Below are 26,717 nucleotides of genomic sequence, written 5' to 3'. Positions count from 1 at the left end.
TATTTTCCTACACTTTCGTTTCCATTTTTCCTTCTTCGTTGATATCCTCCATACGAACCGAAACGATTTTTGAAACTCCCGATTCCTGCATCGTCACGCCGTATAAAACATCGGCAGCAACCATCGTTCCTTTACGGTGTGTGACCACGATGAATTGTGTGCCATCTTGGAAGTCACTTAAATAGCGTCCAAAGCGTTTCACGTTTGCTTCATCTAATGCAGCTTCAACCTCATCTAAAATACAGAATGGAACTGGACAGACTCGAATGATCGAAAACAGCAAAGCAATAGCTGTCAACGCTCTTTCTCCACCTGAAAGCAAACTCAAACTTTGTAATTTTTTTCCTGGTGGTTGAACTTCAATCTCAATCCCTGTTTTCAAAAGATCTGTTGGATCTGTCAGCACTAACTCCGCACGTCCGCCACCAAACATATTCGGAAATACCACTTTGAATTCTTGACGAATTGCCTCAAAGACTTCTTTGAATCGTGTACGTACTTCGTCATCCATCTCTTCCATCGTTTCAAAAAGCTGATTTTTCGCAGACAACAAATCATCCCGTTGAGTCGCTAAAAATGTATGTCGCTCATTGACTTGTTCAAATTGTTCGATAGCACTCAAGTTGACGGGGCCTAAGTCCTCGATCTGTTCTTTCAATGACGCAACTTCAACACGACTCGCTGCTACATCTTCTGTTTCTTCATAGTCAACGATTGCTTTTTCAAAACTGATTTGATATTCCGTTTGTAAGTAACCTAAATGAGTATCAAGAAGTACTTCTGCCCGGTCTTTTTGCACTTCCAGTTTCGATTGTTCTGTCAGTTGGATTTTTTGTTGGCGATTTTGTTCTGCCAACACGATTTCAAGCTGGTCGATTTCTTTCTGGATATTCTCACGCTGTGCCTTAGTTGTTGTTAATTCTATTTGTAATGCTTCACGTTTCGCTGATAGCTCGCCGATTTTTTTCTCTAAACTTTCTTCTGTCATCTCATGGTCTGTAAAATCAGCTGTTAAATTTGCTAGCTGCTTTTCCAAACTTTCTTGACGTTCCAATGCTTCATTTTTTTGGACACGTGCTCCTCGCAATTGAATCTGTAAATGATTGAATTGTTCTTTTAAAACAGCCAGATCTGCTTGTTCTTGCGCTTTTTCAGCTTGGACTTGGGCTCTTTTTGCTTCCATCTGATCACTTTCTTGACTAAGTGATTTGATTTCTTCATCAATCTGTTGGCGTTGCAACTCGATTTCGCTCTGTCTTGCTGTAAGCTCTGATTGCTGCTTCTGATACGTTTCAATAAATTGCTGTAGTTCACGTGTTTCAAAATTCGATACTTGCTTTTCTTTTTCAAAACGAGCTAAATCATTCATGATGTTTTGCAAGTGGTTCGTTACTTCTTGCTCTTCAAGTCGCAACTGTTCTCCTTGCGTACGCAAAACTTCTTGTTTTTCAGCCAAAATCGTTACTTCTTGCTGTAATTCTTGTACTTTCTTTTCTTGAAGTTGCAGTTGTTGATCTGCTTCTTCAAACGCTACTGTCAATTGTTTTAATTCTTGGTTTTGTGAGAATAAACTTCCTTGATTTCCACGTTTATTCGCCCCACCGGTCATCGAACCGCCGGCGTTCATCACATCACCTTCCAATGAAACAACTCGGTACTGATAGCGAATGGTTTGGGCGATGGCATTAACACTCTCGAGATCCTTAGCTAATAGAATCGTTCCTAACAAATTATGGACAACTGTTTGGATCTTATCAGGAAAAGTCACTTGTTCACTCGCAATGCCTAAAAAGCCGTCTACAGCTTCAGCTTGTGAAAGAATATGAGCTGGCAATTGTCGAGGTTTGATCGTTGTCAGAGGTAAGAAAGTTGCACGGCCACCTCTTTGCTGTTTCAAATAAGTGATTGCCTGACGCGCATCGCGTTCATTTTCCACGATGACATGTTGAGCCGCCCCACCTAAAGCTGTTTCAATCGCCAAAGTGAAAGAAGATGGCACATCGATCAATTCAGCTACAGCTCCGATGATCCCTGACAGTTGTTGTTTGTGTTGTAAAACCAAACGTACCCCTTGATAAAAACCAAAATAATTTTCTTGGATCTCCTGTAAACTTTTTTGGCGTGCGCGCAATTGTTGCACCTGATTCATCAACTGATACATTTTTGGTTGTTCTTGTGCTAATTGATCCTGGTATTTTTTTCCATTTAGTTGGATTTTTTCCAGTTCATTTTTATTTGCTGCTAATCCTGTTTGGAGATGTTCTTGTTTCTTTGACAACTCCTGACGTTTGGCTGTCAACTCTAGCACGGAAGCTTCCACTTCTGATTGTTTTGCCAACGCCTGTTTGCTTTTTGATGTTTCTTGCAAATATTGGCGTTCTAGATATTTCAGTTCATTCCCCACATTTGCCTGTTCTTGCATCAAATCAACATATTGATCGCGTAATTCAGCCAACAATTCTTTGGTTGATTTTTGGTATTTCTCTAATTCTTGTTGGGTCTTCATCAACTGAGTTTGCGCTTGTTGGATCTCTATTTCTTTTTCATTCACTTCTTTAGTCAAGTTTTCTTGCATCTTTTCGAAGTGTCTGACTTTCTTCTGCGCTTCCGCTAAAGAGGTTTGATACTCTGCAGAACTTTTTTGTGTATGTTTTGTCCGCTCAAGCAACACATCTTTTTGACCTTCTGCTTGTTTTAAACTCTCGGACAAAGCAAGTAATGTTTGTTGCCCCTTTTCGATCTGGCGATCTGCCTGCATATTTTGTTTGCGTTTGTCTGCCAAGACTTCTTCTTGCGCTTGGATCTGTGTGGTCAAAGAAGACAATTCTTGATTGAATTGAACAAGTCTTGCTTGTTTCTCTTCCCAATCTTTTTTCGCTGCTTTGATCTCTGCGATCATCAAAGCAATATCTGTTTGCGTCAAGTCTTCTTTTAGGCGTAAGAATTTTTTAGCTGTTTCACTTTGAACAGATAAAGGCGCCAATTGTTCTGCCAATTCGTGGATAATATCTTGCACACGGCTAAGGTTATCTTCTGTTTCGAACAATTTTTGTTCTGCTTTTTTCTTACGTTGCTTATATTTCAAGACCCCTGCTGCTTCCTCAAAGATTCCACGGCGGTCTTCTGGTTTACTGCTAAAGATTGCTTCGACTTTTCCTTGCGAAATAATCGAAAATGATTCTTTACCTAGCCCAGAGTCCATAAATAATTCTTGGATATCTTTCAATCGACAAGCTTGTTTATTGATATAAAACTCGCTTTCGCCTGTTCTGCGATACCGTCTAGTCACGCTGATCTCGTTGTAATCTAATGGAAGATAATGGTCCGTATTATCCAAAGTAACTGTGACTTCCGCTACATTTAGTTGTTTTCTCGTATCTGAACCAGCAAAAATAATATCAGGCATTTTTCCGCCACGAAGACTTTTAGCTGACTGCTCGCCTAAGACCCAACGGATGGCTTCCGTAATATTGCTTTTTCCGCTTCCGTTTGGCCCAACAACTGCTGTTACACTGTTTTCGAAATCAATCACTGTTTTATCCGCAAAGGATTTAAACCCAGCTATTTCAATTCGTTTTAAATACACTAAGCATTCCCTCACTCACTTTTTACAATGCTGCTAGTGCATTTTCAGCAGCAGCTTGTTCTGCTAATTTTTTCGATTTTCCTTGACCTGTCCCGATCAATTTGTTGTCAACGTATACTTCGATCCAAAAAATACGTTCATGGGCGGGTCCTTCTTCCTTGATCAAGCGATATTCAATGAAGACGTCCCCTGATTTTTGCAATACTTCTTGTAGTTTCGTTTTATGATCCATCTCATGTGAAAAAGCACCTGCTTTAACTTTTGGAAAGACGACCGCTTTTAGAAAGTCATGGGCTGCTTCAAAACCTTGATCTAGATACAAAGCGCCTAAGAAGGCTTCAAACAGATCACAAAGAAGTGCTGGTCTAGTACGTCCTCCAGAATTTTCTTCCCCTTTGCCTAACATGATGTATTTATCAAAACCACATTCTTTTGCAAATTTTGATAAGCTATCTTCACGTACGATTGCGGCACGGGTCTTCGTCAATTTCCCTTCTGGAATATCTGGATATAAACGATATAGATATTCAGAGACCATCAACTCTAAGACGGCATCTCCTAGAAATTCCAATCGTTCGTTATCAGATAATTGAAGGTTGCGATGCTCATTCACATAGGATGAATGGGTAAAAGCTTGTTCAAGTAGATTTAGATCGTGAAAAACGATAGTATACTTTTCTTTTAGTTCTTTTGTCAGCTGATTGTCCATTTTCCACATTCCTTTATGGATATTTTTTCAATACTTCCTTATTATACTGGTTTTTTCATAAATTTGAAATGGTTGAAATAAAAGGTAAGCAAAGCCTTAATAAACACCCCAAAAATTTTGATTTTTGCTATCCATTCTAGAAAAAGTAAGCAATGAAGGCTATAGACACCACAAATAAGCCGAAATACGAGGCTGGGACAGAAGTGTTTAACTCCAAGAAATAAGAAGAGGTTCACGAAAGTTGCTTTTCAAATTTTTGTGAATTTCGGCTTATTTAAGAAGGAGTTGCTTCTGCTCCCACCGTTTATCCGTTTTTAAAGAATGAGACAAAAGTGTTTCTTACTTTTGTCCCACGCTCATATTTCAGCTCACTGTACCTATTTATTTCGATTTTAAGATAGCAAGTAATCAGATTTTTTCAACTCAGTAAGATCGATGACTCGGCCTAACCGCTTGGCTAATTCTAAATCGTGCGTCACAACTATAACTGTCTTTCCCTGTCGGTTCAATTCTTGCAGAGTTTGGATCACGATTTCTTTATTTTTCTGATCTAATGAAGCTGTTGGTTCATCAGCAAAAATTAATGGTGGGTCCTTCAAGAATAGACGTGCTAACGCCACACGTTGCTGCTCTCCACCGCTCAAACGAAATATTTTTTGGTTTAACAACTGTTCTACTTGAAATTTTTCCAATGCGGCAACTATTTTTGATTGATCTTTTGTTGCCAATTGCAAATTTTTTTTCACCGTTTCATTGTCGATCAAAGCAAAATTTTGAAATAGAAAACCCGCCTGTTCTTGAAAAAATTTCCGTTTGTGTTTTCGCAAGATTTTTTCCCCATTTATGAAGATCTCACCTTTATCTACTTCCTCAAGTTGTCCCAAACAATTTAATAGTGTTGTTTTACCAGAACCACTTTCTCCAATGATCGCTATCATCGAACCGCTATCTACAGTAAAAGATAACTCTTCGAAAACCACTTTTTCATTAAATTTTTTTGAGATGCCTCTCACTTCAATCATTTTTAATCACCTCAAGTCGTTGTTTTTTTTCAGCAATGTAAGTCATAACTAAAAGTAAACTCATTTCAAAGATAGCTACTGCTATCGAGCTCGCTAACCACTCTGCTCTCCAGAAAGATAAACTACTTAATACGACAAAAGAACTGACACTCATTTTAAGGTAATAATCTCGATGGCGCTGCCACAAAGTTTTTCCAAAGATATATTGAAGAAAAAGACGTTTACTGTTCATTTGAATATAAACCATACTTGAATAGCCTTCTATTGCCACAAAACTAGTAATCAAGAAAAACCAAGTTATCACTGCTGTATAGTATTCAAACCAATTTTTTACAATAGTCTCATTGATCTGGTCTTTCACAGCAATCAAACCAAAAAATTCTTTCTGTAGTTGATGCTCTTGGATAAAGTGCTGAACTTCTGTTGCTTCACGAAATAGATACGTCCCATTCGAAATATCAGCTATCCAACTATCGATATTTGGTTCGATCAACGGTAGCGAAATCACTACAATCACAGGATCAAAAGCATACATGTTTTCCCATAATTGATGATTATAATTAAAAAGTACTTGATTTGATTGTGTATACAGTATGTTTAATTCTCCTTGATATACAGTGCTTTCGTAGTCAAATGGATGTTGATAAAAATTTAGATCCTTCTCTATTTCTTTCATAATAATACTGGTATGCCTTCTCTTATTTTCAGGAACCAATAGATGGAAAGAATGTTCATCTAACCTCTGGATTACATTTCCGCTCCTATCCTTTACATTTAGCTCTCGAACGGCATTCTGGTTAGCAACCCAGAGAGCATTTTTATCAACATAATTATAAAGTGGATGCTGTGCCATCAACTCTAGATCACTTAGAAAAACACCGCCTGATTGCTCCCCTTTTTCTATCAGAGGTAATAATAACTGATTTATTTGGCTGGAGTTTTCTTTTTGTTGCTCCTTGCTTTGTTTAAAATTTGGTAGTAATTGAGTACTATTGCTAAATTGCAGATGGTAGTAATCTGGAATCTGTGTCCAGTAATTTAGTTGTTCCTGCAGGATTTTATTCTCAGTCATTTTTGCCGAGAGCATTGCCACATTGAGAATCATGCACACCATGATCATTGCTTTAAGTAAGAGATTGGTGTTCGCTAGCCACGTGTATGGTTTTTCTCCTTTGATTTTTCTAGTAATAGTACCTAAAGCAAAAAAGTAGCTACTCGATACATGAAGAAGACCAATACATATGATTCCAAAAATAAGAATCGGGCCATAAAGAAACTGCATATGAGGGTAGAAAAAAAGAAAAGCTCCTAAGATTCCTGCAAACAACCCGACGTCACAACCAATATCTCTTAAAATAAGGCGATAGTTTGGACAGCCTAGCATCTCTCTGATTCCTATTTTTTTACGGATCGAGGATTTATAGAATCCTAATGCTACAATCAAGCATAAGAAAAGAATAAAGAATAATTGTCCGATACTACCGAACAACATCGAAGCAAAATAGAAAAACCACTGAGTCTGTTCAATTTCGACCCCGATTCCATTCTTATATAATTCCTCTTTCATGTCTTTAGGAGGTGCTTCGGTTATCAAATATAAGCCAAGTACTTCTTCATTTGTTAATTCGGAATAATCATAAAAAAATGTCGGATAGTCTGAAGGAATCACTGGATAACTATATGTAGAATTTTTTATTTTATCAAACGTATAGATCTCCTTTTTTGTCTGACCATCTTCGCCAATTCTAAAAATCAATTTATGTATAGATACCTGTTTTTCGCGAGCATAGTGGGCGATTTTTTGGAATATTTCTTGATTGTTTTTCTGTCCGTCTACTGTTTCCATCATAATGCTTGAGTGGACACTTGGAATTGCTGATTTGATTACTTCTGTGCCAATAAAGGACATACTATAGAAAAAACTAACGACAGTAAATAAAAAGAAAAAAGAATATATTTTTTTCATTATTTAAAAAAAAAGAATACTCGAATAAAACCTACTCTAAAATAATACCCGAACTATTTTCAATACATGAAACCTCATGAACTGCGACAAGGTCCTACTTGATGTAAAAGCAATAACTAAGTTCGGGTATTTCGTTCTAATGTTTTATCCTAGCTTCTCTTCTTTATCTCCACCACCATCCGGAAGTATTTCCAGTAAATGCACGTGGAGCCGTTGCTTTAGCCGTTCTACCGGGAGGTCCATATACTACCTGTTTCCCTTTAGCTTGTACCGCTACTTCTCTTTGCGTAGGGTAAAACTCTCCCCATACTGTGCCAAATCCGGGAATTCCTGTCACACCCCCATAAAACGTATTTGTTGTGATTCTTGTTTGTCTTGGAAGTAAACTGTTTGTTTCATCTAGATCCAAGATCGTTGGTTCTGTGGTCACCACTAAAGGTTCAATCGTTTGTGTTGCACTGACTTGAGAAAGCGGGGTAAATAAAACAACCATAGAAAAAAGCCCAATGATACATGTCATATTCTTTTTGATTCTTCTCATCATCATTCTCCTTTTCAGTTTTACTTTAAGTCCCAACGAGCGATTTTTGATGTTTCCAACACCGAGTCGTTTTGCCTCCTTTCTTAATTTATGATGAAGAGCATTCGCTCTAGATCATCGCTGGATATTCGATTAGTCTGTCATTATTAAATAACGATTTTTAAGATATGGATTTCTGACTTTGTCCCTCTCTTAAATAGTAAGCAATAACAATGTTATGTACAAATGATAGCTTGTCATTTCAAATTAAAAAACATTCATAATCAACCGCATCTTAAAATAAACAAAAAAACCACAAAACAGATCAACTGTTTTGTGGTTTTTTCTGATTTTTTTATGAACGTGAATCTGCTGTTACAGAAACTTTAGCCCATGGATTTGGTTCATCGTATGCCCAGTTCCAATCTTTTACGCGATCGTTGACTGGCAATACTTCATTACGGAATAATGTTGGGATTGCAAAAGCTTCATCGAAAGCATATTTTTGCCATTTCTTATAAGCTTCTTTTTGGTAATCCGCATCGAATGATTTATCAGAGCCGATATCATCAATCAATTTCGTATTTTCATCTGAAGCAAAGCGTGTGTAGTTGAATGCTGCATTTTTGCCCCACAAGCCGTTTGGATTTGGATCAGTACCAGTATTCCAAGCTGCTTGGTATACATCGATTTCAGGATCATCATTTTCTAATTTGTCATAGAATGAGTTGAATTCGATCAGACGACCAGTTGTATATTTTACATTCAAACCGATTTTTTTCCATTGTTGAACATAGTAGTCAGCTAATGGTTGAGCTGTTTCGCCACCTGCCATTGATGCAAAGTTGATTGTCAATTTCTTACCATCTTTATCTTCTCTTAGACCATCGTCATCTACATCTTTGTAACCAGCATCATCTAACAATTTCTTCGCTTTATCCATATCTTGAGTATAGCCTTTTTGGTCTTTGTCATGGTAACCTTCAAATACTGGAGGAATCAATGATGTTGCATTGCTTCTCAAACCAGCGTAGAAACGTTCACCTACTGCATTATTATCTAATGCATAGCCCATTGCTTGTCGCAATGATTTGTCTGCCATTTTTGAATTTTTGTCATAGTTTACAGTATTCTTAGCAGCATCCCATGTGCCTAGCTTGAAGCCTAGGTAAGTATAAGATGTTTGTTGACGACCTAAGTTTGTGTAGCCTTCTACATCTTTGTATGTGTCATACGTATCTGTAGGCATTTGGAAAACCATGTCATACAATTTTGAAGTCACTGCTTCTGTTGCACTTGCAATTGGCACTGATTTCATAGTGATTTTTTTCAATTTAGGTTTGCCGCCCCAGTAGTATTCATTTGGTAAATATTCTACAGATTCACCAGAGACGATATTACTCATGTAGTAAGGACCAAAAGTAACTGGATGTTTACGTACTTGATCGCTTGATTCCATATCTTTGATTGCAACGCCTTCAAGCGTATGTTTTGGTGCAGCATAGGCCCAAACTCCGCCGCCAGCTTGTAGCATACTTGGTTCTACTTTTTTATATTGGATTTCAACAGTTGAATCGTCTACTTTTTTGATACCAGAAATTGTATCTGCTTTTCCATCATGATACTCTTCCATACCTACGATATTTTGGAAAGTATCGTCATAGCGAATACCTGTGTAATCTTTGTTACCGATGATTTCATAAGGGAAAATAACATCATCTGCCGTTACAGCTTTGCCATCAGACCATTTTACGTTATCTTTGATTTTGATTGTTGCTTTTTTCGCATCTTGGTCTAAATCTAACGTTGCAGCCCCTTTATCATTGATTTTGAAACTAGCGTCATTAGCAAACAATGCTTCATGAGAAGGTGCCATGAATGCAGCATCATAAGCATCTTGATAGAATTCCCATTGGAAAAGTCCTTTGAACTGGCTGTCTGTTGCTACCGCAGCCTCTAGTTCGCCGTCTTTCACTGAATCTTTATCATTTTTTGTTGCTAAAGGAAACGTTAACTCTTTTTTACTGTCCCCTTTATCTGCGGAATTGCTTCCTGAAGAATCAGTACTCCCGCCACTACCGCAAGCAGCTAGTGCTACTACTGTAAGCAGTGTTGCAAATCCTAAAACCGTTTTTTTCATATCCTATATCCCCCTTTTCTTTCTATCCTAGTCGTTGTCGGGCATCAGCAGAACGCTTGAATGCTTGACCGACATAGTTGATACTTAACATCAAAACTAAAATTAGAATTGACGCAGGTAACCAGATCCATTGTCGATTCACTAAAACTTCTCCACTGCTGGCATAGCCAATCAATGTCCCTAAACTTGGAACATTCGCTGGCAACCCAAACCCTAAGAAAGTCAAAGTGGTTTCGATCCCAATATTTGCCGCAAAGTTCATCGTTAAGTTGGTGATGATCAATGAACTTAAGTTCGGCATGATTTCACGGAACATGATTTTAAAATCGCCTGTTCCCATCGTCTTCGAAGCACTCACGTAATCACGTCTTGCTTCAGATAATGTTTTACTTCTGAATAACCGGGCTTTTGCCACCCAATAAAAAGCACTCATGATGAAAATAAATGACCATACGTTGTAATTCGCAATAATCGATACAAACACGATGATGATCAACATGATCGGTAGAATCATGATAAAATCAACGATACGCATCAAAATATTATCAACGATCCCACCGTAGTAACCAGAGATGATCCCTAAGCCTACACCAATGATGGACGTAATCACTGTGATCGCAAAGCCAATCGTCACAGAGTTTCTGGCACCAATAATTAATTGTCCAAGGACATCACGGCCACCTTCATCTGCACCTAAAATAAATTTTGTACCTTCAGCGGAAATAGCACCCGGAGCTGCATACTTGTCAAAGATACTTACGTACATCACTTTGTCTTGGTCAGTGAATAGCGCACCAATAAAAATGACTAACAATAAAACCACTAGTAAGCCTAATGAAAAAATGGCTATTTTATCTTTTTTAAATTCACGCGCAATCATTCGCAAACCCATTGGTGGGATGCTTTCTTGCGTAACTTCTTTCTTTTTATCGCTCATTTGCTTTTGCTCCTTTCAGATTGATTTTATTGGATACGAATACGTGGATCGACAATGCTCATGATGATATCTGATAGCAAGGTTCCGATCAACGTTGCAATTCCTAAAATCAATACTAAGGATGTAATAACCGTATAGTCTCGTTGACCAATCGCATCGATAAACAATTTCCCGACCCCAGGGTAACCAAAGATTTTTTCAATAACTACTGACCCTGCAATCAAGGAAGTGATTTCATATCCCATCTGCGAAGCCATCGGCAATGCCGCGTTACGGAAAATGTGACGACTAAATACTTTTTTCGTTGGTACACCTTTTGAACGGGCTGTCCGTACAAAATCCAGAGACTTAGAATCAATGACTTCACTTCTTAAATACTGGATCGTGACAGCTGTTGCTAAGAAGGCTTGGGTAATCGATGGTAAAATGATATATTTCATTCGGTCAAACAGCTGCGTAATAAATCCACCCTGTAAGCCCAAGGTCTGTGAACCGCTCGTTGGAAACCAGCCTAAGCGATAACCAAAAATAAACAGCATGATCAGACCAAAAATGAACAATGGTACAGCAAAACTGAAGAAGTTATAAATCACGACAACTTTATCTAAAATCGAATTTTGATATCTACCTGCTAACATTCCTAACGGTACAGCAATCAAATACGTAATAATAACTGTCAAAACTGATAGATAGAGTGTATTGATGATTCGTTCACCGATCAAATCAGCAACTGTACGTTTATATAAGAAACTTTGTCCCAAATCTCCATGCAGTGCGTTGCCTATCCAACGGAAATATTGCTCATACCACGGATCATTCAACCCTGCGGCTTGTCTCATTCGTTCAATAACAGCTGGATCTTGGTTTGGATTGATCAATCCGGTAAATGGATCTCCCGGCATCGCTTTTGCCAACATGAAGATCAATACACTAAGTATGATCACTTGCGGGATCATCAGTAGCACACGTCTTAGAATCGTTTTCCACATTAACTAGCACCTCCGTCTTTCAACGCTACTTCATGCGTTGCTGTAATCGTACGTAAATCGTATACTCGTCCCGTCTGATCGTAATACTCATTTTGGTTTTGAATATACTCTTTTTCCACTTTCCGACGATTCTCTTTATGAAGTTCTCGATTTTCCACATCAATCTGAGGAATAGCCGAAAGCAAACGTTTGGTGTAGATGTGACGTGGGTCATTATAGATATCTTCACGAGTACCAATCTCAACAAAGCGTCCTTTATACATAATAGCAATGTTGTCACACATATGCTTTACGACTCCTAGGTCATGAGAAATAAATAAATAGCTGAGGCCAAATTCTTGTTGGATTCGCTTCATGAAGTTTAGTACTTGCGCTTGTACAGATAAATCTAAGGCAGATACTGGTTCATCTGCTACAATTAATTTTGGATTCGTTGCTACTGCTCGAGCAACACCGAGACGTTGACGTTGACCACCCGAAAATTCATGAGGGTATTTGTACAATGCATCTTCAGGCATTCCTACGATATCTAGCAATCCTTTTACTTTTTTCTTTTCTTCCTGATCGCTCAGGCGTTCGAAATTACGAATAGGTTCAGCAATGATATCTAATACTCGTTTTTTAGGATTTAAACTGGACATCGAATCTTGGAAGATCATTTGGACATCTTTGTTATAGCCGATTTTTTTTCGGTTGCTTCGCTGAGTCACATCTTTGCCTTCGTAAATGATCTGACCAGATGTAACTTTTTCCAACCCAACAACCGCTTTTCCGGTTGTCGATTTTCCTGAGCCAGATTCACCGACCAACCCATAAGTTTTTCCTTTTTCAATGATAAAATCTACGCCATCTACTGCGTAAACATGATCCGTTACTCGATTAAAGAAACCACTACGAATCGGATAGTGAACTTTCAAATCGTTGATTGTGATTAATTCTGACATCTACACCTCTCCTTTTTCGTCTCTAAAGTGGAAATGTTTGTAGCATGAGCAACGAACCAAATGATTCGGAGCAATTTCATGAAGAATTGGATTTTCTTCATGATCACTCGCAGGGATCCAAGGAATCCGAGGAGCAAAACGGCAACCTTCACGCGGCATGTTTTTTAAAGATGGAACAACCCCTTCAATCACATGTAGTTCCGCATCATGATTTCCTTCTTGAGGAATAGAGTTCAATAAAGAACGTGTATATGGATGTTGTGGATTTTCAAACAATTCCTTCACACTCGCTACTTCGACGAACTGACCGCCATACATAACGGCTACACGATCCGCCATTTCAGCAACGACACCTAAATCGTGCGTGATGAGGATGATTCCTGCTTTTGTTTCTTCTTGTAAATCTTTTAATAAATCAAGGATCTGTGCTTGGATCGTTACATCTAAAGCAGTAGTTGGTTCATCAGCGATGATGATCGGTGGCTTGCAGGCAATAGCAATGGCGATGATCACACGTTGTCTCATCCCACCTGATAATTCATGAGGATATTGTCGTCCTACTCGTTCAGGGTTAGGGATACCAACTTGTTCTAATAATTCTAAAGCACGTGCTTGTCTTTGTTCTGCGTTCATTTTTGTATGGTAAGACAAACCTTCTTTTATTTGGTCTTCAATTTTCATCAAAGGGTTTAATGCAGATAATGGATCCTGGAAAATCATGCCAATATCATTTCCACGAATCTTGTTATATAAAGTTTCGTTTAATTCGATCAAGTTTAAATCATTATATAAAATTTCACCTGTGATCTTTGTATTGTTTGGATCAAGTAACCCCATGATAGTAGTAGCTAATGTACTTTTCCCGCACCCAGATTCGCCCACGATTGCTAAGATCTCGTTTTTATCTAACGTAAAAGAAACGTCATCTACTGCATCGTAATATTCATCTTTAAGACGGAAGCCTGTATGTAGGTTTTGAACATCTAATAGTTGATTATCTGACAATCGAATACCCCTCTCTGCTCCCACGACGGAAGTTTTATTAATAAAAAATAATATTACACAGAGTAAAACGTTTTATAACAAGCATTATTTTAAGCTTCGTGTAATAGATTATTAATAATTATATAGAAAATCGTTTTATAATGCAAGATTATTTCGAAGTGTTGCCAGAATTGTCAGAAAAATCTATTTAAAACCCTTTTCATTTTCAGAAAAGATTAAAAAAAAGTGAGTAAAGACCAAAAATAGTCTTTACTCACTTCTCTCTATCGAAAATTAGTTAAGATGACTGCTGATATAATCTACCGCGCCGCCAACTGTTTCAATTTGTTCTGCGTCTTCATCAGAGATCTCTGTTCCAAACTCGTCTTCAAGCTCCAAAACAAATTCCATGATGCTAATTGAGTCAGCTTTTAGGTCATCTTTGATATTTAATTCATCAGTTACTTTATCTGTATCAATTTCAAAATGATTTGAAATAATTTTCGCTACTTTGTTAAATATTTCTTCACGTGCCAATGTTTTCACCTCCAACAATTATCGAAATTGTCGACTTTCTTTCGCCAACGCTAATTCTACTGGCATTTTTTAAGAATGTCCACCTTTTTTTCCACCGACTTTTTCTCATTCGGATAAAAAAAGTCACTCTGCGCTTTTTTCAAATTGTTCAACCAATTGGCCGACTACATTTGTTTCAAGCATCGTATGGATTTGGCGGATCGTATATCTTACCGCATCTGGACCCGTTGCACCATGAGTTTTGATCACTGGCGCTTTCAGTCCAAAGAGCACAGCTCCGCCATGTTTAGAGTAATCCATTTCAGATTTTAATGAACGCAGGCCGTTTTTTAGTAGTACAGCCCCCATTTTCCCTTTAAAACCTTCATTTAAAATGGCTGATTTCAAAAGATCCATCATATTCATTGCAGTACCTTCGATTGATTTCAACACAGCGTTCCCAGTGAATCCATCAGTGACGACCACGTCAGCAACACCATTTAGCAATTCTCTTGCTTCTACATTACCAATGAAATTCAAACTCGTTTCATTGTGTAGTAATTCAAAAGCCTTTTTCGTAAGTTCGCTTCCTTTGGTTTCTTCTGTTCCGTTGTTCAATAGTGCAACCCGAGGGCGACCAATACCACGAACTTTTCGTGCATAAAACGAACCAAGTATACCATATTGTAGAAGATGCTCCGCTTTGTTTTCAGCATTTGCACCTAAATCCAACATATCAAAACCAGCATCAGGTTTGCCAATAACAGGCAATGTGGACATTAATCCAGGACGTTCGATGTTTTTGATCCTGCCAACGATAAATAATCCTGCAGCTAATAATGCTCCTGTATTTCCGGCTGAGAAAATAGCGTCTGCCTCTCCGTTTTTCACTGCTTGCGCCGCTAAAACCATCGAAGCGGTCTTTTTACGACGGATCGCTTTAACTGGTTCATCATCACTGCTTATTTTTTCGTCTGTATGCACGATCGTGATATTTTTTTCATTTGTCAAATATTTTTTGATTTCTGCTTCCTTACCATAAAGGATAAATTCCACATCTGGGAAATCTTGTTGTGCTAAAGCCACACCTTCCACAATTGCTTGTGGTGCGTGGTCGCCACCCATTGCATCTACGGCGATTCTCATTATTTCCACTCCTTTTTTATCATCACTATAAAGTATAGCATAGTCTGCTAATCAAAATAATGATTATCTTGATTTTCTACCTCTAGACTATCTACCAAAGGCCGATATTCTGGTAGTACCTGCCAATTTTTAATTTGCCAAACATTCTGCGCTTCTTCACGGGCGACTTCCAACACATTGCCATCAGCCACAAGATCGGCAATCGCAAATTGAGGCAGCCCTGATTGGCGAAAGCCAAAGACTTCTCCAGGACCACGTAATTCTAAGTCTTTTTCACTTAATACAAAGCCATTATTTGTTTCTGTCATGATTTTCATCCGTTCAACGCCCAATTCATTCTTAGGATTAGCGACTAACACACAATAGGAAGCATCACTACCGCGACCAACTCGGCCACGCAATTGATGCAACTGTGCTAGTCCAAAACGATCCGCATCCATGATCAGCATGACTGTGGCATTTGGAACATTTACTCCGACTTCGATAACGGTCGTCGAAACTAAGATTTGCATCTTATTTTCTTTAAAGGTTTCCATGATCGCATCTTTTTCTTGATTCTTCATTTTACCATGTAATAATCCCACTTCATACTGAGGTGCAAACAGCTCACTTAATTTCTCATAGATTTCTACCGCATTTTTCACATCCAGTGCTTCGGATTCTTCGATCAATGGACAAATCACATACATCTGATGTCCCTTAGCTAATTCTTTATGTGTCCAATCCAATACACTGTCTAATTGCGGCGTTCTCACCCAACGTGTTTCTATGGGGATCCGCCCGGCTGGCAGCTCATCGATGATCGAAACATCCATCTCTCCATACGCGGTAATTGCTAACGTACGAGGAATCGGCGTTGCAGTCATAAACAACACATCTGGCCGCCAACCTTTCTCCCGAAGCACTTTTCGTTGATTGACTCCAAAGCGATGCTGCTCGTCTGTGATCACTAACCCCAGATTTTGAAACTCCACGCCTTCTTGGATCAACGCATGTGTACCTATTATAATGTCTATTTCTCCGGTTTCTAGCTGTTCCATTAGTTCCTTTCGTTCTTTGGCTTTCGTTGAACCAGTTAAAAGAGCAAGCTTTACTTCTGTTGGATCAAACAATTGCTGTAAACTTTCCATATGCTGTTGTGCCAAAATTTCAGTGGGTACCATCAATGCGCCTTGGAATCCCGCTGTGATCGTAGCATACAAAGCAATAGCAGCTACAATCGTTTTCCCACTTCCTACATCCCCTTGTAAAAGACGTTGCATATGCTGCGGGCTTCTCAGGTCACGACAAATTTCATTCGTTACGCGTTTTTGTGCATTCGTTAATTCAAAGGGCAATTTCTTGGTAAACTCTTTTAATCGTTGGATATCGTATAAGATCTCCAGTCCATTTTTTTCTGCTTTTTCGGCTTTTTTTAGTCCTTGAAGTCGCATTTGGAACAAAAAGAATTCCTCAAAAACGATTCGTCGCTTCGCCTGATGATTTTCTTCATGATTTTTGGGAAAATGCATACTTCGAACAGCTGTTGGTCGATCCAATAAACGATACTTCTCGACTAAGTAGATCGGCAGATTTTCTTCAAGTAATTGTCCGTATTCTTCAAATCCTTTTTTTATCAGATCAACTAAGGTCGTTTGGCGTATCGATTTATTGACATGATAGATAGGAGAAAAATCATCTAATGTTTGAGAACCCAAGATTTTCATTCCATTTAACGCTTTTCGTTTTGCATCCCATTTTCCATAGACGGCGATTTCTTCTGATAAAATGATTTTATCTTTTAAATAAGGTTGATTGAAAAAAGAAACATTGAACACTGCATGATCTTGCATCATTCGAAACTGTAATCGACTTTTTTTGTATCCAAATCGGCTCATGACAGGTGGAGAAACCACAAGTCCTTTTAAGGTTACTTTCTCTTGGTCTTGGATCTCATTTAAATTTCTTTCTTGGATATCTTCATAGCGAAAAGGATAATAGGTCAGTAAATCTTCAATCGTATGTATGCCTAAACTGGCAAGACTCACGGCTCTTTTCTCTCCCACACCAGCCAACACCGTAACTGGATCATTCAAAGATCGCATGGTCATTTCCTCCTCTTCGTCATTTCCCAACTGGCTGTCTTATTCTGTTTCAGCCATTCCTTAGAAAGAGGGCTGTACCATTTCTCTGGCACAGCCCTTACTAATTCGATCATTCTTTGCTACGTTCTTATTCTGCTGAGAATAGATATGGATAAACAGGTTGGTCTCCTTGATGGATCTCGAATTCCAAATCTGGATAACGTTCGACTAACTTAGCTGTCAAAGCTTCTGCTTGCTCAACTGAGCCGCCTTCACCAGCTAAGATCGTTACGATTTCTGTGTCTTCAGTGATCATTTTTTCTAGAGTATCTAATGAAGTTTCCACGATATCTGGATTAGAGATCACGATTTTTCCATCGATCATTCCTAAAAAGTCACCTTCAGTGATTTTTACGCCATCAATCGTTGTGTCACGAATAGCATGTGTCACTTGACCGCTCACTACACTTGAAAGCATTTCTGTCATTGTTTGTTTATTTTCATCTAATGATAGTTGATCATTGAATGATAGCATCGCTGTCAATCCTTGAGAGATCGTCTTTGATGGCACGACTGCTACTGGGATTTCAGCAACTTCAGCTGCTTGGTCAGCAGCCATGAAAATATTTTTGTTGTTTGGCAACACGATAACTTTGTCTGCATTGACCTCTTGAATGGCTTTGACAATGTCCTCTGTACTTGGATTCATTGTTTGACCACCACTGATCACGTAATTTGCACCTAAGCTTTTAAATAACTCTTGGATCCCTTCGCCAGCAGCGATTGCTACGATACCATAAGGTGTACGTGTCGGTTTTTGTTGTGCAAACGCATTGACATCTTCGTCATGCTCTAAAATCGTTTCATGTTGCAAACGCATATTATCCACTTTTATTTTCACTAATGAACCAAATTTTTGTCCATAGTTCAATACTTCACCTGGATTTTCTGTGTGAACATGTACTTTGATGATTTCTTCATCATTGACTACTAATAATGAATCGCCTAATCCGTCTAAGTAATTGCGGAACTCTTCATAATCAAATTGGCTATCAACGGTTGGTCCTTCGCCGATTTTCACCATGATTTCTGTACAGTAGCCATAGTGGATATCTTCTGTAGCTAATTGTCCTTGGACACTACGATGATGTTCCGCATTGACCATGTCATCCATTTCTGCTGGAGATGGTTCATAGACTTCATCTGCTTGGAATTCACCGTTCAAAGCGCTCAAAAAACCTTCATAGACAAACAGTAGCCCTTGTCCACCACTATCGACTACACCTACTTCTTTTAATACTGGCAATAAGTCAGGTGTTTTAGCTAAAGCACGTTTTCCGCCTTTGACAACGGCAGTCATCACTTCTATTACATCATCGGTTGATTTCGCTTTCTTTTCGCCAGCTTTAGCAGCTTCTCTCGCTACTGTCAGGATCGTTCCTTCCACTGGTTTCATGACCGCTTTATAAGCTGTTTCAACACCATGTGTAAAAGCCGCCGCTAGATCGGTAGCATTTAATACTGTTACATCTGGAATTTGTTTGGAAAAACCGCGAAATAATTGAGACAAGATAACGCCTGAATTTCCTCGAGCTCCCATCAATAATCCTTTAGATAGCATCGTTGCTAGATCTCCTACTTTTTCAGAAGTAGAGTCAACTACTGCTTTTGCTCCGCTAGTCATGGATAAATTCATATTTGTACCAGTATCTCCATCAGGAACTGGAAATACATTTAACGAATTGACATATTCTGCATTTATTTGCAGACGATTCGCGCCCGCCTGAACCATTTCCTGGAATTGGCTTGCACTGATTTCTGTTAAACTCACCTAGATAATCCTCCTTCAGATCGACTGCTGAATGAATCAGCAAGCCTCCTGCCTAGTCTGGCAGTACACGAACACCTTGGACAAAGACATTAACAGAATTGGCTGTTACACCTAATAATGCCTCCAAGTTGTATTTTACTTTTTCTTGAACATTACGTGAAACTTCCGAAATTTTTGTACCATAGCTAATAATCGTATAAACGTCCACCGCGATACCGTTATCTTCTTGACGAACGACTACACCTCTAGCATAATTTTCTTTACGTAAAATCTCAGTGATATTATCTTTGATTTGATTTTTGCTGGCCATTCCTACAACACCGAACACATCTGTCGCGGCGCCACCAACAACTGTTGCAATCACATCATTGGTAATTTCAATGGTTCCAGCTGACGTTTGAATTTTTACAGCCATGAATGAGCCTCCTTAACGGGTAAAATACTCCCATTTTTCTTCTATCATATTTTATCATAGCGCAACCTGAAATAAAAGGTAGTTACCCTAAAGTACTCAAAAACCCACGAATTTTTTAGAAATAACCTTGTATAATTTACAATTATTCTTGACAAATGTCAATTCTATCAGTGAAAATGTGCTTGCAAATTACTATTCTATATGATATGTTAGTCTGGTATGAGCTGAATTATTCTATTGCTCCAAATCAAGGCAAAGGAGGAAATTTACATGGCAAAAGTTTGTTACTTTACAGGTCGCAAGACAAAAAGTGGAAACAACCGTTCACACGCTATGAACTCAACAAAACGTACTGTTAAACCTAACTTACAAAAAGTTCGCGTAATGATCGACGGAACACCTAAAAAAGTTTGGGTGTCAACTCGTGCTTTGAAATCAGGAAAAGTTGAACGCGTTTAATTGAATAAAGTTTGAACCGTTCATTGTTGAACGGTTTTTATTTACATATAACAAGTAAAAATACCTAAAGTAGACTCTTCATTGAGTTCTTGCTTTAGGTATTTTTTCATACCACTTAAAAGTATCGGGTATTTGTCTTTTTATGATTGCTCAACTGTTTATGAAACGTAGGTATAATCTTCTATTGATAGTTTATTTAGCTAGGATTTCGTCTAGATAAATTCAATTATTTCGTTATGTTTCCTATAATATTTGACGATTTTGTATTATTTATTTTGTTTTTTTATTTTTTTATGAAATGTAAAGTCTTTTAAGGTGGAGAAAAAGATGAATGTGATAAACTAGAAGTATCTTCATTATCATAGAAATTGGTGGTTTGAATATGAAAACAAAATTAAAACTTTTTCTTAAAGAGAATGGTCGCTACGCATTAGCTAGCTTCCTGATTCCTTTACTGATACTCACACTTGTTTATCTAAGTATCGGTATCTATCCTGGAAGTGACCGCAGCATTCTTGCGAGTGATGCCTTTTCACAATTTTCTAACTTTCATGCAAGCTTTCGGAATATGTTACTTGGAAAGCAAAGTATTTTCTATACATGGAATGCCTCTCTCGGTTTGAATTACCTTTCTTTGATCTCGTACTATCTAGGCGGGATCTTCACACCACTTGTGGTGTTGTTCCCTAATCAGATGATGCCTGATGCCCTTTATTTTCTTACGATCTTAAAAGTCGGCTGTGCAGGATTATCTTTTTGGTTTCTTGCAAGAACATACAAGATACCTCGTTGGGGCCATGTTGCGCTAAGTGTTAGCTATGCATCGATTTCTTTCATCACTGCACACTCAGAAATCATCATGTGGTTAGATGCCTTTATTTACCTTCCCTTGATCATTCTAGGGATTCATCGAGTAATGGATTTAAAAAAACCGATCGTCCTATTTGTCAGCTATCTCTTACTCTTTCTATCGAGTTTTTATATGGGATTCATGATCGGTGTCTTTTCCTTCCTTTACTTTGTTGTTAGACTTCTAAGTAATTGGTCGGTATATAAAAAAACGATTCTTTCTTACGGCATTACCTCTTTACTAGCTGGTGGTGCTTCAATGATCATTATTTTGCCGGCTATCCTTGATCTGCGCTCTAATGGAGAAGCACTGACTCAGATCACGACGTTCAAAACAGAGGCCACTTCCTACTTGGATCTGATCATGAAAAATATGGTGGGCGTTTATGATACAACCAAATATGGTTCGATTCCTTTTATTTACGCCGGATTGTTTCCATTAGTACTGTGCCTGTTTTATTTTATCAGCCGAAAAATCACTGTCAAAAACAAACTTTTATTTGGTAGTTTGTTTGCACTGTTGATTGCTAGTTTTTATATCGTTCCTTTGAATCTATTCTGGCATGGGATGCACGCACCGAACATGTTCTTATTCCGTTATGCGTATCTGTTTTCTTTCTTAGTTATTTTACTAGCTGCCAAAGCTTGGGAAGTACTGACGAAAGAAGATCAGGGATTACTAGTCGGGATCATCATTCTTCTTGCAGCGGTCTTCACCACTGCTTGGGGACTGAAACCAGCAGATAGTTATTCTTATGTCACAACGACTTCCTTTGTTTTGACTGTTGTTTTCTTAGGGCTCTATGCTTTGACGATCGGTTTTTTCCACCATCACAAACAGTCAGTTAAATACCTCAGTCTATTGTTATTGTTGCTCATGACTGCAGAAGCAAGTGTCAATACGAACAGCATGATCCATGGTATTTTAGATGATTGGAATTACGCATCGCGAAGTTTGTATACTGATCCTGCGCCCTCATTGAAAGCATTAGTTGACAAAACAAAAAAAGAATCAGATACATTTTATCGTTTAGAAAACCTTGACCCCGTCTCACCGAATGATTCGATCAATTATGGTTATAGCGGGATTAGTTTGTTTTCTTCTATCAGAAACCGAAACTCTTCTTCTTATCTGGATACATTAGGGTTTCGTTCTCGCGGAACGAATTTGAACATTCGCTATGCGAATAATACTTTGTTGATGGATGGTTTTACAGGAATCAAATACAATATCGCGAAAAACGACAGCAGCTTTAGTAAATACGGCTTTATTCGAGAAGATCAAAGCGGTGATTACACGCTCTATAAAAATATCAATGCTTTACCTTTAGCCTTTACTGCTCCTTTGTCGATCAATGATGTAGAACAGCCACTGACAGATAATTTGACTAGTCAAACAAATTTAATCAACCAACTGTCTGGTTTGAACGAACAGTATTATACATTCTATACACCAACATTAAAAAGCCAGCAAAATGTCACAGTCAGCAATACATCAACAGGTGTGACTTATGGCGAAACAGCTGAAAATCAGCCAAAAGTCTTAACTTGGGAAGTGAAAGTACCAGCAAATACACAAGCTTACTTGAGCCTTTTCCCAACGAATTATGCACAATTAGAAAGTTCAACTGCTACCATTACAGTCAATGGGATGTCACGCAAGACCCAAATCAATATCTCTGGGCAATATTACGATCTTGGTTATTATCCGCAAGAAACGACAGTCACCTTTACTGCTAGTTTTTATGGCACAAAAGAAGTTAGTTTTATGGCACCCAAAGTCATCGGCTTAGATGTTGTAGCTTATCAAGCTGCCATGAACCAGATCAAGGACAACGGTGTTGAGATGGACACTACAGGACGTACCGCTACAGGAACAGTCAATACTCCTGAAGATAAGATGCTTGTCACAACGATTCCTTATGATGCAGGTTGGAAAGCCAAAGTTGATGGCAAGTCAGTAGAGGTAGAAAACTTTAAAGATGCCTTCTTGATGATCAAAGTTCCAGCAGGTAAGCACACTGTCACGTTTAGTTATTTACCTCAGGGATTTATGATCGGTGCCATCTTATTCGTTCTCTGTCTTGCCCTGTTCATTCTCTACGTCTGGTATCTAAAGCGTAATAGTTCATTTAAACGAGTTACTGAAATCGAACAACCAGCTCCGCAAAGGACCTCACATCGTAGAAGAAAATAAAAAAACTCCTTTAGTCGTCTGATCATCATCAGATACTAAAGGAGTTTTTTCATTCATATTTGACTTCGTAAAGATATAGCCCTTCTGGATGAGCAGTCGGTCCAGCAGCATTACGATCTTTTTTCGCTATGATTTCAGGAATACTATCCTCTGCCAAACGTCCATTCCCAATTTTAAGCAATGTTCCAACTAAGATACGGATCATTTTGTAAAGAAAACCATTGCCGCGGAAAGTAAACAAAAGCTCATCGCCGGTTTCATTCACTTCCATTTTCGCTTCATAGATCGTTCGAACTTTGTCTTCGATAGAGCTACCAGAAGCACAAAAAGAAGTGAAATCATGTGTTCCTAATAAATCAGGAAGCGCTCGTTGGATCTTTTCCACATCTATTGGATAAGGAAAATAACTGGCATAATGGCGTAGAAATGGACTACGCGGTTTGCCTATATCCACTCGAAATTGATACGTTTTTTCTTTTACAAGATAACGAGCATGGAAATCTTCTGAAACAATTGCTACTTCTTTCACTGCAATATCTTCTGGTGACTGCGTATCTAAAGCAAAACGCATGCGTTCTAACGGACGCTCTTCGGGGTAATCAAAATGGATCACTTGCCCCATTGCATGTACTCCTGCATCTGTACGACCAGACCCAAAAACAGTGATTTCTTTACCATTCGCCATCTTTGTTAATGTTTTTTCTATTTCTTCTTGTACGGTACGACCATTTGGCTGTTTTTGAAATCCATTAAAGTTCGTTCCATCATATGCAATAATTGCTTTGTAGCGTGTCATACATTCACCTTTTCTACTAAATCAGCTTCTTAAAAAAATCAACGCGATCGTCAATAATACAAATGCAAGAATGACGAACGTGTCACGGTTGTGCCAATGAAGGATACGATATTTCGTTCGTCCTTCACCACCTTGATAGCCTCTTGCTTCCATAGCTGTCGCCAAATCTTCTGCACGATTAAAACTGCTTACAAATAACGGGATCAACAAGGGAATGACAGCTTTCATTTTTTGAACTAAGCTACCTTCTCCAAAATCGACGCCACGTGCGCGTTGCGCATTCATGATTTTTTCTGTTTCATCCATCAAAGTAGGAACAAAACGTAAGGCGATCGACAACATCAAGGAGATTTCGTGTACTGGAAAACGCACAGCTTTTAGTGGTCTTAACAGATATTCAATTGCATCAGACAATTCTAAAGGAGGCGTGGTCAATGTCAATAATGTCGACATAAAGATGATCAATACGAAACGGCAAAAAATGAAAAGTCCGTTCATCACACCAAATTCAGTGATGTTAAAGATCCCCCAACTCCAATAAGTCGCGCCACCGCTTGTAAATAAGACTTGTAAAGCTACGGTGAATAAGATCAACCAGATCAACGGTCGAATACCACGAATGAAGAATTTGATATCGACTTTCGAAAGAAAAACAGCAAGCAATGTGAAAACAGCTAATAGTGCGTAAGTCTGCCAATTATTTGCTAAAAAAATGATACCGATAAAATAGAAGCTGGCTAATAATTTTGCACGAGGATCTAATCGGTGAATCAAGGAATTCCCTGGCATATACCGACCAAAAATCAATTTATTCATCATGTGCATTTCCTCCTGCTAATTCAACAATCTTATCTGCCAACTCTTCAGCAGTGATCGGCAACTCGGAAAATAGCTTCTCGCGATTGTTTAATTTTTCTGCAAACTCGGTAGCAGTAGGAACACCTAATTGCTTGTCTTTCAACCAGGTAAGATTTTGAAAAACTTGATGGGGTCGTCCACTTTCGACAATTTTCCCTTTTTCAAGTACATAGACATAATCGGCGTAGTTCGCCACATCGTCCATCAAGTGGGTAACTAGTACGATCGTAATATTCTGCTCTTTATGCAGACGCCAGAACATATCCATCATTTCTTTTCTTCCCTGCGGGTCAAGTCCCGCTGTTGGCTCATCTAAAACGAGTACTTCTGGTTTCATTGCTAAGACCCCAGCAATAGCCACTCGTCGCATTTGTCCACCAGACAATTCAAATGGCGAACGTTCTAAGTAAGTCTCATCTAAACCAACATGCCCAAGCATCTCTTTTGCTAACTGAAGCGCATCTTCGTCACTGACTCCAAAATTTTTAGGACCAAATGCAATATCTCGAGCGACTGTTTCTTCAAATAATTGTGCTTCAGGAAATTGAAAAACGATCCCGACTTTTTTACGGATCGGTTTTAAATTTTTATTGTTCGTATCAGGTTTGATTTGTCGATCGCCAATATGTACGATTCCACTCGTAGGCTTGACCAATGCATTTAGATGTTGAAGTAGGGTCGATTTACCACTACCTGTATGACCGACCAGAGCTGTATAGCTATTTTCTTCAATCGTCATATCAATATCAAATAGCGCTCTTTGTTCAAATGGCGTATTGGGCTGATACGTAAAATCTACTTTTTCAAAACGGATGTCCATAACCAGTCCACCATCCCTTCTTCAGTCATGTACTCTTCTGGAACGACAAAACCTCGTTGTTTTAATGCACTCTTTAATTTTTCAGGAAAAGGAAGATCCAACCCAAGATTGATCAGTTCAGGACCAGCAGAAAAAATTTCTTCTGGTGTCCCTTCATTAACTAGCTCACCTTGTTTCATGACAAATATCCGATTGGCATTCGCTGCTTCATCGATATCATGTGTGATAGATATGACCGTCAAGTTGCTTTCTTCTTTGATCTTTTTGATCGTCGAAATAACTTCTTCTCGTCCTTCGGGGTCTAACATGCTAGTCGCTTCATCTAAAATGATGATATCTGGCCGTAACGCAACAACCCCTGCAATAGCAACTCGTTGTTTTTGTCCACCAGACAATCGTGCAGGTTCTCTTTTTGCAAAGTCACTCATACGGACTTTTTCAAGTGCATCCTTTACACGAACCACCATTTCTTCACGTGGGATACCCTGATTCTCAAGACCAAAAGCAACATCATCTTCCACTGTTGATCCGACAAACTGGTTGTCAGGATTTTGGAAAACCATGCCGACCATTCGACGTATAGCCCAGATGTTTTCTTCATTTAGTAACTGCTTTCCTACCTTTACCGTGCCTGATTCTGGCAAAAGCAGACCGTTGATCGTCTTTGCGAGTGTTGATTTACCTGAACCATTGTGCCCGATAATTGCGATCCATTCACCTTGATTGATCGTAAATGAAATATCTTTTAACGCAAAACGGGGGTCATCTGGTTGGTATTTGTAATTAATCTTTCCTAATTCAATAATTGGCTCCATAATTACTCCTTCTCCATCCTAAAGTTCCTACTAACACTATCAAAAAATACCTGATTTTTCAATTGTTTCCGTTTTAATTAAAGTGTTTTTTTGTACCTTCGAATAGATGTCAAGACAGTTAATTGAAGGTACAAAAAAACACTTTATGATGAGTG

Annotated in this window: 21 protein-coding genes; 2 read left to right on the top strand and 19 right to left on the bottom strand. The window is 38.6% G+C overall.

Annotation, left to right across the window (positions count from 1 at the left end):
• Positions 1-7 precede the first annotated feature (7 nt).
• The 15 genes from smc to CJZ72_RS05530 form a co-directional block, all read right to left on the bottom strand.
• Positions 8-3,586 carry a chromosome segregation protein SMC gene (gene smc, locus CJZ72_RS05600; RefSeq protein WP_095443679.1) on the bottom strand — a complete coding sequence of 1,193 codons (3,579 nt, stop codon included), beginning with the start codon at positions 3,584-3,586 and terminating at the stop codon, positions 8-10.
• A gap of 22 nt (positions 3,587-3,608) precedes the next feature.
• Positions 3,609-4,295, bottom strand: coding sequence for a ribonuclease III (gene rnc, locus CJZ72_RS05595; RefSeq protein WP_016177197.1), 687 nt, complete (start codon positions 4,293-4,295; stop codon positions 3,609-3,611).
• A 392-nt stretch (positions 4,296-4,687) separates the two neighbouring features.
• Positions 4,688-5,317 (bottom strand): ATP-binding cassette domain-containing protein, encoded by a 630-nt coding sequence (locus tag CJZ72_RS05590; RefSeq protein ID WP_081133728.1) that lies wholly within the window; start codon positions 5,315-5,317, stop codon positions 4,688-4,690.
• Entirely contained in the window at positions 5,310-7,283 is a 1,974-nt protein-coding gene (locus CJZ72_RS05585) for a hypothetical protein (RefSeq protein ID WP_198324545.1), read from the bottom strand. The genes CJZ72_RS05590 and CJZ72_RS05585 overlap by 8 nt, the downstream gene beginning before the upstream one ends.
• A 163-nt stretch (positions 7,284-7,446) precedes the next feature.
• Positions 7,447-7,824, bottom strand: coding sequence for a hypothetical protein (locus CJZ72_RS05580; RefSeq protein ID WP_095443677.1), 378 nt, complete (start codon positions 7,822-7,824; stop codon positions 7,447-7,449).
• 334 nt (positions 7,825-8,158) lie between these two features.
• Positions 8,159-9,943 carry an oligopeptide ABC transporter substrate-binding protein gene (locus CJZ72_RS05575; protein WP_095443676.1) on the bottom strand — a complete coding sequence of 595 codons (1,785 nt, stop codon included), beginning with the start codon at positions 9,941-9,943 and terminating at the stop codon, positions 8,159-8,161.
• Positions 9,944-9,965: 22 nt separating this feature from the next.
• Entirely contained in the window at positions 9,966-10,880 is a 915-nt protein-coding gene (locus tag CJZ72_RS05570) for an ABC transporter permease (protein ID WP_081133725.1), read from the bottom strand.
• A gap of 26 nt (positions 10,881-10,906) precedes the next feature.
• Complete coding sequence (gene opp4B, locus CJZ72_RS05565) at positions 10,907-11,869, bottom strand: oligopeptide ABC transporter permease (protein WP_005880710.1); 963 nt, start codon at positions 11,867-11,869, stop codon at positions 10,907-10,909.
• Positions 11,869-12,813: an ABC transporter ATP-binding protein gene (locus CJZ72_RS05560; RefSeq protein WP_081133724.1), complete on the bottom strand. Its 945-nt coding sequence runs from the start codon at positions 12,811-12,813 to the stop codon at positions 11,869-11,871. The genes opp4B and CJZ72_RS05560 overlap by 1 nt, the downstream gene beginning before the upstream one ends.
• Positions 12,814-13,818 (bottom strand): ABC transporter ATP-binding protein, encoded by a 1,005-nt coding sequence (locus tag CJZ72_RS05555; protein WP_081133723.1) that lies wholly within the window; start codon positions 13,816-13,818, stop codon positions 12,814-12,816.
• 273 nt (positions 13,819-14,091) lie between these two features.
• Positions 14,092-14,334 carry an acyl carrier protein gene (gene acpP / locus CJZ72_RS05550; protein ID WP_005880715.1) on the bottom strand — a complete coding sequence of 81 codons (243 nt, stop codon included), beginning with the start codon at positions 14,332-14,334 and terminating at the stop codon, positions 14,092-14,094.
• Positions 14,335-14,457: 123 nt separating this feature from the next.
• Positions 14,458-15,459 carry a phosphate acyltransferase PlsX gene (gene plsX, locus CJZ72_RS05545; RefSeq protein WP_005880717.1) on the bottom strand — a complete coding sequence of 334 codons (1,002 nt, stop codon included), beginning with the start codon at positions 15,457-15,459 and terminating at the stop codon, positions 14,458-14,460.
• Positions 15,460-15,506: 47 nt separating this feature from the next.
• Positions 15,507-17,549: an ATP-dependent DNA helicase RecG gene (recG, locus tag CJZ72_RS05540; RefSeq protein WP_258547432.1), complete on the bottom strand. Its 2,043-nt coding sequence runs from the start codon at positions 17,547-17,549 to the stop codon at positions 15,507-15,509.
• Positions 17,550-17,670: 121 nt separating this feature from the next.
• Positions 17,671-19,353, bottom strand: coding sequence for a DAK2 domain-containing protein (locus CJZ72_RS05535; protein WP_081133721.1), 1,683 nt, complete (start codon positions 19,351-19,353; stop codon positions 17,671-17,673).
• Between the two features lie 52 nt (positions 19,354-19,405).
• Positions 19,406-19,768: an Asp23/Gls24 family envelope stress response protein gene (locus tag CJZ72_RS05530; RefSeq protein WP_005880723.1), complete on the bottom strand. Its 363-nt coding sequence runs from the start codon at positions 19,766-19,768 to the stop codon at positions 19,406-19,408.
• Positions 19,769-20,038: 270 nt separating this feature from the next.
• On the opposite strand from CJZ72_RS05530, the gene rpmB reads away from it, so the two are divergent.
• Positions 20,039-20,227 (top strand): 50S ribosomal protein L28, encoded by a 189-nt coding sequence (rpmB, locus tag CJZ72_RS05520; protein ID WP_005880725.1) that lies wholly within the window; start codon positions 20,039-20,041, stop codon positions 20,225-20,227.
• A gap of 382 nt (positions 20,228-20,609) precedes the next feature.
• The gene (locus tag CJZ72_RS05515) at positions 20,610-23,273 is read left to right on the top strand and encodes a YfhO family protein (protein WP_081133720.1); all 2,664 of its coding nucleotides are present in this window, start codon (positions 20,610-20,612) and stop codon (positions 23,271-23,273) included.
• A 49-nt stretch (positions 23,274-23,322) separates the two neighbouring features.
• Here CJZ72_RS05515 and truA read toward each other — a convergent pair whose 3' ends face one another.
• The 4 genes from truA to CJZ72_RS05495 are packed head-to-tail and all read right to left on the bottom strand — an operon-like array spanning position 23,323 to position 26,562.
• Positions 23,323-24,069, bottom strand: a complete 747-nt coding sequence (truA, locus tag CJZ72_RS05510; protein ID WP_081133719.1) for a tRNA pseudouridine(38-40) synthase TruA — start codon at positions 24,067-24,069, stop codon at positions 23,323-23,325.
• Positions 24,070-24,090: 21 nt separating this feature from the next.
• The gene (locus CJZ72_RS05505) at positions 24,091-24,888 is read right to left on the bottom strand and encodes an energy-coupling factor transporter transmembrane component T family protein (protein WP_081133718.1); all 798 of its coding nucleotides are present in this window, start codon (positions 24,886-24,888) and stop codon (positions 24,091-24,093) included.
• Positions 24,878-25,747 carry an energy-coupling factor ABC transporter ATP-binding protein gene (locus CJZ72_RS05500; protein WP_081133717.1) on the bottom strand — a complete coding sequence of 290 codons (870 nt, stop codon included), beginning with the start codon at positions 25,745-25,747 and terminating at the stop codon, positions 24,878-24,880. Before CJZ72_RS05500 ends, CJZ72_RS05505 begins: the two co-directional genes overlap by 11 nt.
• Complete coding sequence (locus CJZ72_RS05495) at positions 25,723-26,562, bottom strand: energy-coupling factor ABC transporter ATP-binding protein (RefSeq protein ID WP_081133716.1); 840 nt, start codon at positions 26,560-26,562, stop codon at positions 25,723-25,725. The genes CJZ72_RS05500 and CJZ72_RS05495 overlap by 25 nt, the downstream gene beginning before the upstream one ends.
• Positions 26,563-26,717: the final 155 nt, after the last annotated feature.

Source organism: Enterococcus durans, assembly GCF_002277935.1.
Taxonomy (GTDB): domain Bacteria; phylum Bacillota; class Bacilli; order Lactobacillales; family Enterococcaceae; genus Enterococcus_B; species Enterococcus_B durans.
This window is presented reverse-complemented; position numbering and strand designations above follow the sequence as displayed.

Excerpts from the sequence above, each read along its gene's own strand:
- rnc (WP_016177197.1), bottom strand. The coding sequence starts at position 4,295 with ATGGACAATCAGCTGACAAAAGAACTAAAAGAAAAGTATACTATCGTT.
- CJZ72_RS05590 (WP_081133728.1), bottom strand. The coding sequence starts at position 5,317 with ATGATTGAAGTGAGAGGCATCTCAAAAAAATTTAATGAAAAAGTGGTT.
- CJZ72_RS05585 (WP_198324545.1), bottom strand. The coding sequence starts at position 7,283 with ATGAAAAAAATATATTCTTTTTTCTTTTTATTTACTGTCGTTAGTTTT.
- CJZ72_RS05580 (WP_095443677.1), bottom strand. The coding sequence starts at position 7,824 with ATGAGAAGAATCAAAAAGAATATGACATGTATCATTGGGCTTTTTTCT.
- CJZ72_RS05575 (WP_095443676.1), bottom strand. The coding sequence starts at position 9,943 with ATGAAAAAAACGGTTTTAGGATTTGCAACACTGCTTACAGTAGTAGCA.
- CJZ72_RS05570 (WP_081133725.1), bottom strand. The coding sequence starts at position 10,880 with ATGAGCGATAAAAAGAAAGAAGTTACGCAAGAAAGCATCCCACCAATG.
- opp4B (WP_005880710.1), bottom strand. The coding sequence starts at position 11,869 with ATGTGGAAAACGATTCTAAGACGTGTGCTACTGATGATCCCGCAAGTG.
- CJZ72_RS05560 (WP_081133724.1), bottom strand. The coding sequence starts at position 12,813 with ATGTCAGAATTAATCACAATCAACGATTTGAAAGTTCACTATCCGATT.
- plsX (WP_005880717.1), bottom strand. The coding sequence starts at position 15,459 with ATGAGAATCGCCGTAGATGCAATGGGTGGCGACCACGCACCACAAGCA.
- recG (WP_258547432.1), bottom strand. The coding sequence starts at position 17,549 with ATGACCATGCGATCTTTGAATGATCCAGTTACGGTGTTGGCTGGTGTG.
- CJZ72_RS05530 (WP_005880723.1), bottom strand. The coding sequence starts at position 19,768 with ATGGCTGTAAAAATTCAAACGTCAGCTGGAACCATTGAAATTACCAAT.
- rpmB (WP_005880725.1), top strand. The coding sequence starts at position 20,039 with ATGGCAAAAGTTTGTTACTTTACAGGTCGCAAGACAAAAAGTGGAAAC.
- CJZ72_RS05515 (WP_081133720.1), top strand. The coding sequence starts at position 20,610 with ATGAAAACAAAATTAAAACTTTTTCTTAAAGAGAATGGTCGCTACGCA.
- truA (WP_081133719.1), bottom strand. The coding sequence starts at position 24,069 with ATGACACGCTACAAAGCAATTATTGCATATGATGGAACGAACTTTAAT.
- CJZ72_RS05505 (WP_081133718.1), bottom strand. The coding sequence starts at position 24,888 with ATGATGAATAAATTGATTTTTGGTCGGTATATGCCAGGGAATTCCTTG.
- CJZ72_RS05500 (WP_081133717.1), bottom strand. The coding sequence starts at position 25,747 with ATGGACATCCGTTTTGAAAAAGTAGATTTTACGTATCAGCCCAATACG.
- CJZ72_RS05495 (WP_081133716.1), bottom strand. The coding sequence starts at position 26,562 with ATGGAGCCAATTATTGAATTAGGAAAGATTAATTACAAATACCAACCA.